The sequence below is a fragment of the Cedecea neteri genome (assembly GCF_000758325.1).
Lineage (GTDB): Bacteria > Pseudomonadota > Gammaproteobacteria > Enterobacterales > Enterobacteriaceae > Cedecea > Cedecea neteri_B.
The window spans coordinates 315,462-328,841 of record NZ_CP009459.1 but is presented as its reverse complement, the minus strand read 5'-3'; the positions used below and the strand labels follow the sequence as shown (position 1 = coordinate 328,841).

General features: G+C 56.0%; 11 protein-coding genes and 1 tRNA gene. 5 read left to right on the top strand and 7 right to left on the bottom strand.

Translation table 11 applies throughout. The features are described from left to right. Positions 1 to 3 precede the first annotated feature (3 nt). The gene (locus tag LH86_RS01545; protein WP_039297840.1) at positions 4 to 1,326 is read right to left on the bottom strand and encodes an MFS transporter; all 1,323 of its coding nucleotides are present in this window, start codon (positions 1,324 to 1,326) and stop codon (positions 4 to 6) included. A gap of 296 nt (positions 1,327 to 1,622) precedes the next feature. On the opposite strand from LH86_RS01545, the gene actS reads away from it, so the two are divergent. Continuing rightward, positions 1,623 to 2,339 carry an amidase activator ActS gene (gene actS / locus LH86_RS01540; protein WP_039297838.1) on the top strand — a complete coding sequence of 239 codons (717 nt, stop codon included), beginning with the start codon at positions 1,623 to 1,625 and terminating at the stop codon, positions 2,337 to 2,339. Positions 2,340 to 2,427: 88 nt separating this feature from the next. Continuing rightward, positions 2,428 to 2,501, top strand: a tRNA-Gly gene (locus LH86_RS01535). 77 nt (positions 2,502 to 2,578) lie between these two features. Here the strand turns inward: LH86_RS01535 and LH86_RS01530 are convergent. The 3 genes from LH86_RS01530 to LH86_RS01520 all read right to left on the bottom strand — a co-directional run bounded on the left by LH86_RS01530 (position 2,579) and on the right by LH86_RS01520 (position 5,509). Then, complete coding sequence (locus LH86_RS01530; RefSeq protein ID WP_039297836.1) at positions 2,579 to 2,998, bottom strand: GNAT family N-acetyltransferase; 420 nt, start codon at positions 2,996 to 2,998, stop codon at positions 2,579 to 2,581. A gap of 60 nt (positions 2,999 to 3,058) precedes the next feature. Continuing rightward, positions 3,059 to 3,700, bottom strand: a complete 642-nt coding sequence (locus tag LH86_RS01525; protein WP_039297833.1) for an epoxyqueuosine reductase QueH — start codon at positions 3,698 to 3,700, stop codon at positions 3,059 to 3,061. A gap of 93 nt (positions 3,701 to 3,793) precedes the next feature. Beyond that, complete coding sequence (locus LH86_RS01520; RefSeq protein ID WP_039297831.1) at positions 3,794 to 5,509, bottom strand: lysophospholipid acyltransferase family protein; 1,716 nt, start codon at positions 5,507 to 5,509, stop codon at positions 3,794 to 3,796. Positions 5,510 to 6,029: 520 nt separating this feature from the next. On the opposite strand from LH86_RS01520, the gene LH86_RS01515 reads away from it, so the two are divergent. Further along, a complete protein-coding gene (locus LH86_RS01515) occupies positions 6,030 to 7,556 on the top strand; it encodes a peptide MFS transporter (RefSeq protein ID WP_039297828.1) in 1,527 nt (508 codons plus the stop codon). A 65-nt stretch (positions 7,557 to 7,621) separates the two neighbouring features. Here the strand turns inward: LH86_RS01515 and LH86_RS01510 are convergent, their stop codons facing one another. Next, positions 7,622 to 8,458 carry an oxidoreductase gene (locus tag LH86_RS01510; protein ID WP_039297827.1) on the bottom strand — a complete coding sequence of 279 codons (837 nt, stop codon included), beginning with the start codon at positions 8,456 to 8,458 and terminating at the stop codon, positions 7,622 to 7,624. A 161-nt stretch (positions 8,459 to 8,619) separates the two neighbouring features. Between LH86_RS01510 and LH86_RS01505 the strand changes: the two genes are divergently transcribed. Beyond that, complete coding sequence (locus LH86_RS01505) at positions 8,620 to 9,561, top strand: AraC family transcriptional regulator (RefSeq protein WP_039297825.1); 942 nt, start codon at positions 8,620 to 8,622, stop codon at positions 9,559 to 9,561. A 5-nt stretch (positions 9,562 to 9,566) separates the two neighbouring features. On the opposite strand, the gene LH86_RS01500 is transcribed toward LH86_RS01505, so the two are convergent. Next, positions 9,567 to 10,835, bottom strand: coding sequence for a chloride channel protein (locus tag LH86_RS01500; RefSeq protein WP_039297824.1), 1,269 nt, complete (start codon positions 10,833 to 10,835; stop codon positions 9,567 to 9,569). Between the two features lie 120 nt (positions 10,836 to 10,955). After that, positions 10,956 to 12,299, bottom strand: a complete 1,344-nt coding sequence (locus tag LH86_RS01495) for an MFS transporter (RefSeq protein ID WP_039297821.1) — start codon at positions 12,297 to 12,299, stop codon at positions 10,956 to 10,958. Between the two features lie 130 nt (positions 12,300 to 12,429). Between LH86_RS01495 and LH86_RS01490 the strand changes: the two genes are divergently transcribed. After that, positions 12,430 to 13,323 (top strand): LysR substrate-binding domain-containing protein, encoded by an 894-nt coding sequence (locus LH86_RS01490; protein ID WP_039297819.1) that lies wholly within the window; start codon positions 12,430 to 12,432, stop codon positions 13,321 to 13,323. The last annotated feature ends 57 nt before the right edge of the window (positions 13,324 to 13,380 follow it).

Here is a 13,380-nt window from a genome sequence, read left to right as displayed (position 1 = left end):
TCCTTAAGCGCGTTGGGAAGGGGTAAGTGGACGATCGGGCTTGATGAAGAACCAGCAGACAATCGCGAGAGTAATCGGCACGATGTTAAACAGCAGGGCGGTATTCCAGCCGAAATGCTGGGCAAGAAAGCCGCACAGCACCGGGGAAACCACGCCCCCGAGGTTCCCCCAAAGATTCATCCAGCCGCTGACCGACCCCGAATATTGTTGGCCTTTATCGGCGGCAACGGCCCAGGAAACCACCACGGGTAGCCCGAGGGCACCCAGCGTCAGCGTCAGCCAGAACACGCTAAGGAAAGGGTTGAGCGTGATCGCTACGCCCAGCGTGCCGAGAATAAACAGAATGAAGCCTGCTATAGCCAGGTAGCCACGAGCCGCCATCAGTGAACGGCCGCGCTGCAGTAAGCTATCCGACAATTTGCCGCCAAAAAGTACGCACAGGCAGATGGCAAGCCACGGGAAGCTGGCTGCAATACCCATGTGTGTAAGAGAGAACCCGCGAGCTTCCTGGAGATAGGTGGGCAGCCAGATCATGAATAGCGTGGTCATATACACCACGAAGAAATACTGGATCCCGACAGCCCAAAACTCACGATTACGCATGAACTGGCGCCATGGTGCTTTCGCTTTCGCCTCCTTCGGCGAAATTGCACGACCCTCACGAATATGCTTCAGCTCCGCGCTTGAGATCCATGGATGTACATCCGGCCTGTCCCGAGCAAGGAAGTACCAAAGCAGCGCAACAGCGACGCCGGCGGCGCCAAAAATGTAGAACACCGCGTGCCAGCCCCAGGCAAGCATAATTAACACCGTAATCGTAGGTGCAATCACGGGGCCAAAGTAAGAGCCAGCCAGCAGCAGGCTTGCAGCGCGTGCTTTTTCATTTTTGCGGAACCACCAACTGTTGAATACCGCGTTACCGGGGTAGGTTGGGGCTTCACCGACACCAAACAGAAAACGCACTACACACAACCAAATAAAGCGGGGCGTCAGGGCTGTCAGCAGCGTAAAGAGAGACCATAACAAGAGACTCAGACTGACAATCAGCCGGGAGCCAAACCGTTCTGCCAGCATACCGCTGGGGATTTGTGCCAGGGCATAGCCTAGTGAAAACAGAGCGCCCAGGAGGCCAAATTCGACTTTCGTCATACCCAGGTCACGCATCATATGCTCAGCGACGATGGAGATATTAGCGCGGTCCATATAAGCGATCAGACCGATCACAAAGAAAAGCAGGCCCAGACCCCAGCGCAACCTGCCGCGTGCCCGGACTTTTTCAGTGATGCCCGGCTGGCTAGCCGTAAGAGATGTTGGATGATTATTCATAGCATTATCCTGAAGTTGGTCGCGCCACGATTTGTTGTATTCATCTTGTATACAAGTTGAAATTATGAGAACTGATAGGTGATGTCAAAGAGTTGTTGCTGAATTGTGATCGGGCAGACAGGTAAAAATAGCTTTGCTTTTACTATCAGGGAATTGCCTGAATACGTGGGCAGATGTCAGCTACCGAAGGCAAAGGGTGATGCAATTTTGGCTGCAGGCTCAGAGATGGTAATATCCTGCCCGGAATGAATTTTGCCTGATGAGAGGTTGTTTTGAAGCCAGGATGCCGGATTGCGATGCCTGGATGTATCGCCCTGTTAACTGCCTGCCTGCTATTAGCCGGTTGCAGCAGTAAATCACCTTCATCTAACGAAGGCAGGTTTAGCGGCGCGGTTTACACCGTGAAGCGCGGTGATACGCTCTCAAAAATTTCCAGAATGACCGGCAGCAGCGTGGGTGAGCTCGCCCGGCTGAACGGTATCTCTGCGCCTTATACTATCCAGGTAGGTCAGCGTATTAGAATCAAAGGCTCAGGCTCTGCAAGCAGACCGAAAAACACCGCCATGGCCAAAAACACCAGTGCACCTGCTCGTTCGCAAAATACGACCATATCAAAGGTAGCACCGCCGCCGGTGGGAGCTCGCTGCTGGCTGTGGCCGACGAAGGGTAATATTGTAGAACCGTTCTCCGATAGCGACGGTGGTAACAAAGGCATTGATATCTCAGGCTCTCGCGGGCAAGCCATCTATGCATCCGGCGCGGGAACGGTGGTTTATGTCGGTAACCAACTTCGCGGTTACGGCAATCTGGTGATGATCAAACACAGCGAAGAGTACATCACCGCTTATGCTCATAATGACACGATGCTGGTTAATACTGGGGAGAAAGTAACAGCTGGGCAGAAAATTGCCACGATGGGCAGCACTGGGGCGGACTCGGTGCGTTTGCACTTCCAGATCCGCTACCGGGCTACAGCAATCGACCCGCAGCGTTACCTAAAACCGTCGTGTTAATTTAAAAAGTGCTTGAAAAACCATCACCTGGACACAAAGGCACTTGCCAGCGAGTGCTGAAAGTCTATAATGCCTGACGTACCTCAAAGCGGGCGTAGTTCAATGGTAGAACGAGAGCTTCCCAAGCTCTATACGAGGGTTCGATTCCCTTCGCCCGCTCCAATACTTCCCTGATATACCTATTCTCCCTGATTGCATAACGGCTGAACCTGCCCGGCAGTAGCTTGACGATCCATAACTCACAGAGCCTTTTTGCCCCACACCAGAGCCATCCCCTCGCTTTCCGGACGCACGCTTTTAAAACCGAATTTTTCATACAGCTCTGGTACATCCGCGACAAGGGTGATATATGCGCCGTCGGGAGACTGCTGCTCAAGCCATGCCATCAAATTCTCCATGACTGCGCGCCCAAGACCTTGCCCCTGATAATCTGGATCGACTGCAACATCGACGATTTCGAAATTCAACGCTCCATCGCCGACAATTCTGCCCATACCGACAACACGCCCGGAATGTTCAATATGAACCCCGTAACAACTTCTCGGGAGTCCATTCCTGGCCGCTTCTAAAGGCCGAGGTGTCAGACCGGAAATAGTACGTAAGCGACAGAAATCTTCGGCAGATGGAACAGCGTTAATAAGTACATACTTCGAGTCCATTTTTAACCTCATTATCGGGGAATTCGATTTATCACTAGCATTGAATTAAGCGGCGCACAATCATGATTTCCCCGGCTTAATTAACGCGTTCCCCTGCGATGCCCGATAAGCGTTAGCATCCCGCAAAGAATAAGCACAGCCGCAATACTCCTGCTGATAAAACTGCTCGCGTTTACAAATTTCCACCGTGCGCGTGGAGCCACCTTGTTTGCGCCAGTTGTGGGTCCAGTAAACCACTCCCGGATGGCGCGCCGCCGCTCGCTGGCCGCATTCGCACACCTGCTGAAAATTCTTCCAGCGTGAAATTCCCAGCGAACTGCAAATCGCCCCGAAACCGTGCTCGGCGGCATAGAGCGCGGTGCGTTCCAGGCGCATATCAAAGCAGACCGTACAGCGCACGCCGCGTTCGGGCTCCCACTCCATACCTTTTACCCGCGCAAACCAGTTATCGGCGTCATAATCCGCATCGATAAAGGGTACGCCGTGTTGTTCAGCAAAGCGCTTATTCTCCTCCTTACGGATGAGATACTCCTTTTGCGGATGGATATTGGGGTTGTAGAAAAAAATCGAAAAGTCGATGTCCGAGGCAAGCAATGCCTCGATGACTTCAGAAGAGCAGGGCGCGCAGTAGGTATGCAGCAGCAGCTTGTTTGCGCCCTCCGGCAGCGTAAGCTTCGGGCGTTTAAATTCGGTGGTTGTCATGGTATGTCGGCGGAAAGAAGGAAAACAGCGAGAATTGTACCACTAAAATTGTGGTCAAAGGCGGGAAGGAGTTTCTCCCGCCTTAGCTAGTGGCTATGCTTGTCCCGACAAATGCATCCCAACGTACCGCTCATAGCGGCTCTTTTTCAGGAACGTTAAATCGACCAGCACCAGCCCATCGACGCAGTTGTTAAAGGCCGGGTCGCTGCCAAAATCAATAAACTGCACGCCGCCCGGTTCGCAGAGCTCCGAATATTGCTTATACAGCGTTGGAATGCCGCAGCCCATATTGCTGAGCAGGGATTTTAAACGAGTCAGATCTTCGCCGTAATCCTCTCCCTTGAACTGTGCCAGCACGTCTGGAAGCGTTGCCGGATAAGGGCTACGGGATGAAGCTAGCGGGTGGCTCGCGGGGAACCACAGCCGGTAAAAGGCGACGAGCAGGTCGCGAGCATCCGGCGGCAGACCACCGGAAATAGATACCGGGCCGAACAGGTAGCGATACTGCGGGTAACGGGCGAGATAAGCGCCAATCCCCGACCATAAATAGTCCAGGCCACGGCGGCCCCAGTAGCGGGGCTGAATAAAGCTGCGCCCCAGCTCGATGCCGTGCTGCAGCACATCGTCCATCTTCTCGTCGTAGTGGAACAGGCTGTAGCTGTACAGGCCGTTCACGCCGCGTTTTTCAAGCTGCTGCGCGGTAGGCATAAAGCGGTATGCGCCGACAATCTCCAGATCCTGCTCGTCCCAGAGGATCAAATGCAGATAATCGTCGTCATAACGATCGAGATCCCGGCGTTTGCCGCAGCCTTCACCCACGGCGCGGAAGGCGATCTCACGCAGTCGCCCCAGCTCGCGCAGTAGGGGAGCCTCTTCTTTAGAATCGTTTCTCTGCCAAAGATAAATCACTTTATCGTCGGCGGTGCGACCCAGGCACTCCGCTTTTGCCAGTTCCCGCCGCAGTGTGGCGCGGTCTTCCGCCCGGGCAATGGCGCTCTCCGTTGTGAATTTGCCGGAAAGGCCTTTGCCCAGCAGTTGAACGTGCTGGCGGCACTTTTTGGCCAGCTCGCGTGGGAGTTGCTGCGGGCTATGCCAGCTTTCCCAGGGAATGCGCTGGCCTAAGGTCACCGGCAGGGTGGAGTTCCGGCGGCGGAACATTTGCTGCATCAGCAGCAGCATCGGCAGCGCAGGGGAAACCATCGCGCTGGCATAAAACAGCGCGCTATTACGTGCGTGAATAAAGGCGGGTAACAGCGGCACGCGGTACTTCGCGGCAAGTTTAATAAAGCCGGTGTGCCAGTGCCCGTCGGCAATCCCTTCGCGGGACAGGCGGGACACCTCACCTGCCGGGAAGAAGATCAGCACGCCGCCGTTTTGCAGCTGCTGTTCCATCTGCACGAGGGACGATTTAGGCGTGCGGCCATTGATATTGTCGACCGGAATAAACAGCGAACTCAGCGGCTCGAGGTGATTCAGCAGGCGGTTGGTCACCACTTTAACATCGCGACGAACGCGGGAAACGGCATACAGCAGCGCCAGCCCGTCGAGGGTGCCAGTGGGGTGGTTGGACATCATCACCACGGGGCCGTGCTCAGGGATATTTTCTAATTCGCGGGGAGAGATATTGCAGCGGATGTGTAGGTGATCCAGGACTTGTTCGATCATATCCAGCCCGCGCAGGTGCGGGTGATTTTCGGCAAAGGCCTGGAATTCTTCCTCGTGCAGCAGGCGTCTTAACAGGTTTTTTTGCCAGGGCGCAGGGTTTGCCTGGGGCCAAAGGTCGTCAAGTACGTTATCGAGACTAAACATATTCGCTCCTCTTACCGTTCTGCGCCTGACGGTAGAAGATGAAGATGAACGCTGCGTGTCAGTGAGGTGACGTTTCAGGGATACGCGCAGAAGCCGTGCCGATTTTTTATTCCGCAGTGATACGTCGTTGGGCAAATAACGCGGTTTCTGGTTTAGGTAACAGGACAAACCCGGATGAATTGTAGGTTAATGATGGGTGTTTCGTGAAAGGATTAGGTTTTTATTTAATTTATTGTTTTAAATGAATTTTATTTTTATGAATTTGAATTTTTGTTGTCAAGATAAAAGCGCATTTAATGAGATTTTTATCATGAAAAATGAGAGTTAAGTCGATTTTTAATCTAAAAACCCTCTATTAGGCATTAAAGTTACTCTTCGCCTTGATGATTTTTCAACGATCTACGCTAAAGTAGCCGCCGCTGGCTAACGACCAGCCTATGATTAAAAATCAGCAACCGAGCGCCGGGACTGGCGTTTTATCAACACCGCATCAAAAGAGATAACCTATGGGAGTTCACAGATGAGTCACTCTGCGACGAAAACAAAAACCTTTTTCGGGCATCCGTACCCGTTAAGTTCGCTCTTCCTCACCGAAATGTGGGAACGTTTTTCTTTCTACGGGGTTCGCCCGCTGCTCATTCTGTTTATGAGCGCCGCCCTGCTTCAGGGCGGGATGGGGCTGCCGATTGAGCAGGCCTCCGCCATTGTCGGGATCTTCGCCGGCGGCGTGTATATCACTTCTTTACCCGGCGGCTGGCTGGCCGATAACTGGCTCGGGCAGCGCCGTGCCGTATGGTATGGCTCGCTGATTATTGCGCTCGGCCACCTCTCGATTGCCCTGTCGGCATTCGTGGGCAATACCTTCTTCTTTGTCGGCCTGCTGCTGATCGTCCTGGGAACCGGGCTGTTCAAAACCTGTATTACCGTGATGGTCGGGACTCTGTATAAAAAAGAAGATACCCGCCGCGACGGAGGCTTCTCGCTGTTCTACATGGGCATCAACATGGGCTCGTTTATTGCACCGCTGATCATCGGCCCGCTGCATGAAAAATATGGCTGGCACATGGGCTTTGGCCTGGGTGGCTTAGGGATGCTGGTTGCGCTGTTCATCTTCCGCTTCTACGCCATTCCGCAAATGCGTCGCTATGACAAAGAAGTCGGCCTGGATTCCACCTGGAACCGCCCGACGACCGAGCGTAAAAACGTCGGTAAATGGGTGACGCTTGCCATGGTGCTGCTTGCCGGGCTGGTGGTGCTTATCTCCAACGGTACGATTCCGTTCAACCCGACTGTGATTGCTAAAAGCTCCGCATACATCATTTCTACCTGCGTGGGCCTCTACTTCCTGTTTATGTTCTTCTTTGCGGGCTTAAGCAGCAGCGAGCGTTCGCGCCTGCTTGCCTGCCTGATCCTGCTGATTGCGGCAGCATTCTTCTGGTCTGCCTTTGAGCAGAAGCCGACGTCATTCAACATCTTTGCCCGCGACTACACCGACCGCCAGATGGGCAGCTTTGAAATCCCGACGATCTGGTTCCAGTCGATCAACGCGCTGTTTATTATCCTGTTAGCCCCGGTGTTCAGCTGGTTCTGGCCGTCGCTGGCTAAGCGTAATTTGAACCCGAGCAGCATGACGAAATTTGTTATCGGCATTCTGTTTGCGGCAGCAGGTTTTGCGGTGATGATGGCGGCGGCAAACCAGGTGCTGGCGACGCAGAGCGGCGTTTCTCCGTTCTGGCTGGTAGGGAGCATCCTGCTGCTGACCCTGGGCGAGCTGTGTCTTAGCCCAATTGGCCTTGCGACCATGACGCTGCTGGCACCGCAGAAAATGCGCGGCCAGGTGATGGGGCTGTGGTTCTGCGCCAGTGCGCTGGGTAACCTGGCGGCAGGGATTATGGGCGGGCACATCAAAAAAGATCAGCTTAGCTCAATGCCGGAGCTATTCTCCCACGTGTCTATCGCCCTGGTTATCTGCGCCGTGGTGCTGGCTGTGCTGATTATCCCGGTCAGAAACATGCTGAGAAACGCTGACGCCAACGAAGCCAAATAACGGTTTTTAGGCGTCTTGCCCGGTAGCCTTTAAGGGGTTACCGGGCTTTTTTATTTCGTGGGCCGTTATTGCCCATCAGTCGAGCGGCTTACCGTTTCCCAGGTTTTAATATCCGCCCCCATTTGCACCAGCTTCTCTTTGACGAAGGTGACCGCGTCGCTGCCCAGCAATAGCGCTGCCGGTGGATTAGGGCTGCCGATAAGCGTCAATATTGCTTTGGCGGCTTTGACCGGATCGCCCGGTTGCTGCCCGCTACGCTTCTGGCGGGTATCGCGAATCGGGCCGAAGCTCTGGTCATAATCGCTGATGCTGCGCGGGGTTCGCACCATGGAACGTCCGGCCCAGTCTGTTCTGAAGGAACCGGGCTGCACGGCGGTCACCGCGATATTAAAAGGTTTGAGCTCTTTACTCAGCGTTTCGGAGATCCCCTGCAGTGCGAATTTACTGCCGCAGTAGTAGCTGATGCCGGGCAGAGTGATAAAGCCGCCCATCGAAGTGATATTAACAATATGGCCCGCACGACGAGTGCGGAACCCAGACAAACAGGCTTTTATCATCGCGACGGCACCAAACACGTTGACGTTGAACTGCTGAATTAGCTCGCTCATCGGGGATTCTTCCATCACCCCTTCGTGCCCGTAGCCTGCGTTGTTGACCAGTACATCAATGGGGCCAATCTCCTGTTCTATCGACGCCGCCAGCGGCGCAGCGGCATCAAAATCGGTGACGTCCAGAATTCGGGCAAAACATTTGCCGGGTGCCAGCGCCTCAAAGGCTTCCTTTGCCTGCTGATTGCGCACGGTGCCAACCACGCGGTGCCCGGCTTTCAGCGCCTCTTCTGCCAGTGAACGGCCAAAGCCGCTGCTGACCCCGGTAATCAAAAATAACTTCGATTGGCTCATTATCATTTCCTTCGTAAGTGGGAGGTAAAGCGTAGAACCGGGAGGGCCGAATGCGTAGCCTGGATCCTCTCTGATGTTTGCCTATTCCTATGAGGTGTATGGACGAGGGGAAATTTCACTGCCAGACTCTGGCCACATCTTCCTTTGCCAGATGAACCCTGATGACAAATGCCAGCCCGCAGGCCAGCAAACAAATGGTAGAGCTTCTGGACCGGCTAACCCCGCATGAAGGCTACAATCTTACGGTGCTAAACGAGGTGCGTTTCTTACGCTCTAACCGTCCGCTGATGCGAACCCCCGTTCTTTATGAACCCGGTATTGTGATTGTGGTTCAGGGGCGTAAGCGGGGTTTTTTAGGCGAGAGTGTCTATTTATATGATTCGCAGCACTATCTGATGGTTTCCGTACCCGTGCCGTTCACCATGGAAACGGAGGCCAGCGCCGAAGAACCCATGCTGGCTATCTACATGAGGCTAGACTTCACGCTGGCGGCTGAAGTCATGCTGGCGCTGGATGGGCGAGGCGCTGAGCTGGCCGTCGAGCCGCGAAGCATGATGTCCAGCCCAATGGATGAAGCGATGAGTGCTTCCGTACTGCGTTTCCTGCAGGTGATGTCGACGCCGCTGGATGCCGAGATGTTAGGACCTTCTATGGTGCGTGAGATTTATTACCGGGTACTGACGGGCGCGCAGGGGCACACGTTGCGCAGTGCGCTGGCTATGCAGGGGCAGTTTGGCAAAGTGGCGAAAGCGCTGCGCAAGCTTCATGCCGAATTTGATGGGCATCTGGATGTGAATGCTCTGGCAAAAGAAGCGGGCATGAGCGTGCCCACTTTCCACAGCCACTTCAAAACGGTGACCAACACTTCCCCCATGCAATATCTCAAATCCACAAGGTTGCATCAGGCGAGATTGTTGATGCTGAGAAACGATCTGACCGCTTCGGCGGCCAGTGCCCGCGTGGGCTACGAAAGTGTTTCGCAGTTCAGCCGCGAATTTAAGCGCCTTTTTGGGCTCACGCCGCTCAATGAGGTTGCGCGTATGCGGCAGCATTTCTCCATGCCGACCCCGCTCGCAGAGTCGGCATTTATCTCTTCCCACTGAAGAGGTTAGTACCGGTACTTCTTATCCAGGATCCGGCAGGTTGTATAAGCACCAGCGGCACACAGCAGCGCAGGGGCAAAATAGCTGTGGTCCATATGGGTAAACTCCATCACCAGCGCCACGGCGGTGATGGGCATCTGCATCGAAGCGGCTAAAAACGCCGCACCACCGACCAGCGCAAAGCTTCCCACGTCCCCGCCAGGGAAGACAAACTGCCAGACCACCGCCAGCAGCAGGCTCAGCAAAGCCCCCACCGTTAAGCCCGGCGTCAGCAGCCCACCCTCAGCACCGCCGCGCAGGACGGCGAGGATCACCAGCATTTTCAGCGCCAGCAAAATCGCCGCGAAGTTAACGTTCAGCCCGTTGCTGATGGCAAGCTGCATCGGGCCTTTGCCGTTGCCCGGCAGCTGTGGGAACCACAGGCTAAGCGCGGCCAGCAGCGCAAAGGCCAGCAGGCAAAATACCGGCATCTGCCAGTTAGTTTTGACCTGCGTTCTCACGCTCGTTGTTGCCTTGCGGAACAGCCAGGCGGCATAGCCCAGCAGCGGGCTGGCGACGATGGCCCAGCCGATAAACGCGTGGGGCAGCGCAAAAGAAGCGAAGTGATATTGGGACTCATCTCCCAGCCCTAATGTGGCGACCCAGGCCGCCACTGCCGAGGTGATGACCGCCGCCAGCGCTTTCTCCCAGCTAAACGAGATCAGCAACACTTCCAGCGTGAACAGTGCTCCGGCGAGGGGAACGTTATATACCGCCGCCAGGCCTGCGCCCGCACCGCAGGCAATCAGCGTGCGGGTTTCATCCGGCTGCAGGCTGAACTTCCGGGCGAGTAGCCCGGCTGCCAGAGCGCCCATTTCCCGAGGGGCGACTTCGCGCCCGAGCGGGGAACCCAGCGCAACGGTAATGATTTGCAGTAAAGCATGAATAGTCGTGGTACCCGTCGGCATCGGCACTGCAGGATTTGCCACGGCTGCAGCGATAGAGACTCTTTTCTTGCCGTAGCGCGCGAGCAGCCACCAGCCAAATCCGGCGACGGCCCCGCCGCCGAGAATCGCCGCGACCCGGCGCAAATGCGTGGCGTCCGTCACGCCCTCGAGGAACGTCTCGCTTCCCACCAGTTGATCAATGCTGTAGCCAAATGCCAGGTGCTGAATGGCGTGTAAAATCAGCGCGAGAAGCATCCCCGCGATGCCGGCAAGAATGCCGGTAAGTACGACCGCAATCAGGCGCACAAGATAGTTTTTAGCGTCAGCCTGTTCAGCTTGCTCGGTCATAACGGGATCCTTAACGCGGGAAAATTTGATGATAAGGGAGAAGAATTAAACAGTTAGTATAAATGTAGCATTCATCCGGCCCGAACCCTTCTCACCTTTCCCCGCGCAGGTTCCCCTTGTTTAACTCGCTTTCTGGCATGCCGCAATCAGCATACCTGCCACAGCGGCAGCGCCCAGCAGCCGGAAGGCCGTTGCCCACTGTGCTATATCTGGAGCCTGCCCGAGCACAACAGACAGCACCGCCAGCATCATGGCCCCGGCCATATACTGGCTGGTGGCCATTAACGCGCTGGCGCGCCCCTGTTGGGCAAGCGGGGTGGATGACAATCCCACGGCGAACATCGCCGGGAAGATGAGCCCGTGGCCAAGCCCGCTTAAGGCGATACCGCTGATAAAGACGGCAGACAGCGGCGATGTTAACCCAGCGGAAAGCAGCCACAACCCCAGCGCCGAACAGGCAAACCCGACGGCCAAAACCGTGGCGCTGGCGTAGCGGGCCGTCAGGCGGGTAAACAGCGTATTGCCAGCCACGATTAACAGCGCGAGCGGTGTGAACATCAGCCCGGTGGTAACGGCATCCTGCTGCAGCGTCTGCTGCCAGAGCAGGGTCATGGCATAAAACTGGCTGCCCACGCTTGCCATATAGCAGGCGCTGCTGAGCCAGCCCGTTTGAAGGCCTGGCAGAGCGCGAAGCGAGCGGGTCAGTAAAGGCTGAGGGGCGTAGCGTTCGTGCAGAAGGAACAAGATCCCCATGGCAACGGCAAAGCGGTTGGCAACATAGTCGGGCTGCCCGGTTTCGCCATAGCGCATCAGCGCCCAGACCAGCGCCCCGGCGGTGAAGCAGCCGACCAGTGACCCGATGCCCGTCTGTTGTTTTTCCCCCTGCGTGCTGAGCTGGAGATAATCCCGGCGAACCAGCCACAGCGCAAGCAGCCCCGGTGGAATGTTTATAAAGAAAATGGTTCGCCAGTCCAGCGCGGCCAGGATCCCGCCCAGCATCACGCCCGCAACCAGACCCAGCGCGCCGATGGCGCTCCATATCGCCAGTGCCCGCCGGTGCGCCTCGCCGTGAAACCGCTGCGCCATTAGCGCCAGCACCGCAGGCTGCAACAACGCCGCCGCCATCCCTTGCCCGCAGCGGGCGATAAGCAGCAGCGTGCCGCTCTGCGCCAGCCCGCCAGCCACTGACGAAAGCAAAAACAGCGCCATGCCGAGGCTGAACATCCGGCGGGCACCCAGCCGGTCACAGAGGCTGCCGCCCGCCAGCAAAAGGGCGGCAAACGTCAGGCCATACAGGGAAACCACCCACTGCATCTCGCTGAGGGAAAGACTCAGATCCTGCGCCAGCGTGGGCAGCGCGACGTAGACAATCGCGTAGTCGAGCGCGATCAGTGCCTGCGCAATGCCAGGAGCGAATAAAGCGCGAAATTGCCCGACGGCGGGCATCGCATAAGTTTGTGTCATCGACGTTTCCTGCTATTTTCTTTGTGATGAATCATTTTCATCATTTGATGGGCGTGAATAACAGGCTACGCCTTTATTTATGGTGCAATCAAAATCATATTATTCAGCAAAGGATGAGTTAAATTCATTCATGAAAAATCGTCGACTCCCGCCACTCACGGCCATTCGTGCCTTTGATGCCGTGGCACGGCACGCCAGCTTTAAAGCGGCTGCGGAAGAAATTGGCGTGACGCCCACCGCCATCAGCCACCAAATACGTCTGCTGGAAGATTCGCTGGAGCAGCGGTTATTCATCCGCTCCGCTCGCGGCGTGGCGCTGACTCCTGCGGGGGAGATTCTGTTCCGCGCCTCCGGGAACATGTTCGCCACGCTGCGCGAAGCCGTTGAGTCGATAGAAACGCTTTCCCACCCAGGCACGCTTACGCTCAGTACTACCTCGAACTTCCTGACTAACTGGCTGGTGCCGCGTTTACCGTCTTTACATCAGCAGCATCCCTCGCTGGAGCTGCGCTTTCACAGCGGTGTAGCCCTGGCCGATCTCCACGGCAAAATGGCGGATTGTGCGGTGCGTTACAGCATGCAGGCCGACGAATCTCTAGACAGCACGCTGCTGCATAGCGACAGCTTTGTGCTGGTGGCAAGCCCTCAGCTAAAACTCAGGAGCGTGAAGGATCTGCCGGGGATGACGCTTTTTCATATTGATAACCGGCACGTGCCCAGCCCTGAACCCAGCTGGCAGCACTGGAAGTCGGTCTTTGGGCCGGAGAATTTGGATGTGCAGGGCGGTATTCATTTTGACGACGAAACCCATGCGATCCAGGCGGCGATAGCCGGGCAGGGGATCTTGCTGGCAAGCGAGCTGCTGATTCGCCGCGCGCTACAGCAGGGCTTGTTGCACATTGCGCTGCCGGGGGCACTGCCTGGCGCGAATTATTATTTTGTGACCAGCCATGAAAAGGCGCGGAGAGAGGATGTGCGGCAGGTTAGGGCGTGGCTGCAGCAGGCGTTTGAGGCTGGGGAGTAGCGATAGCCCCTCACCCTAACCCTCTCCCCTGAGGGGATAGGGGATCGGATCGAGTTT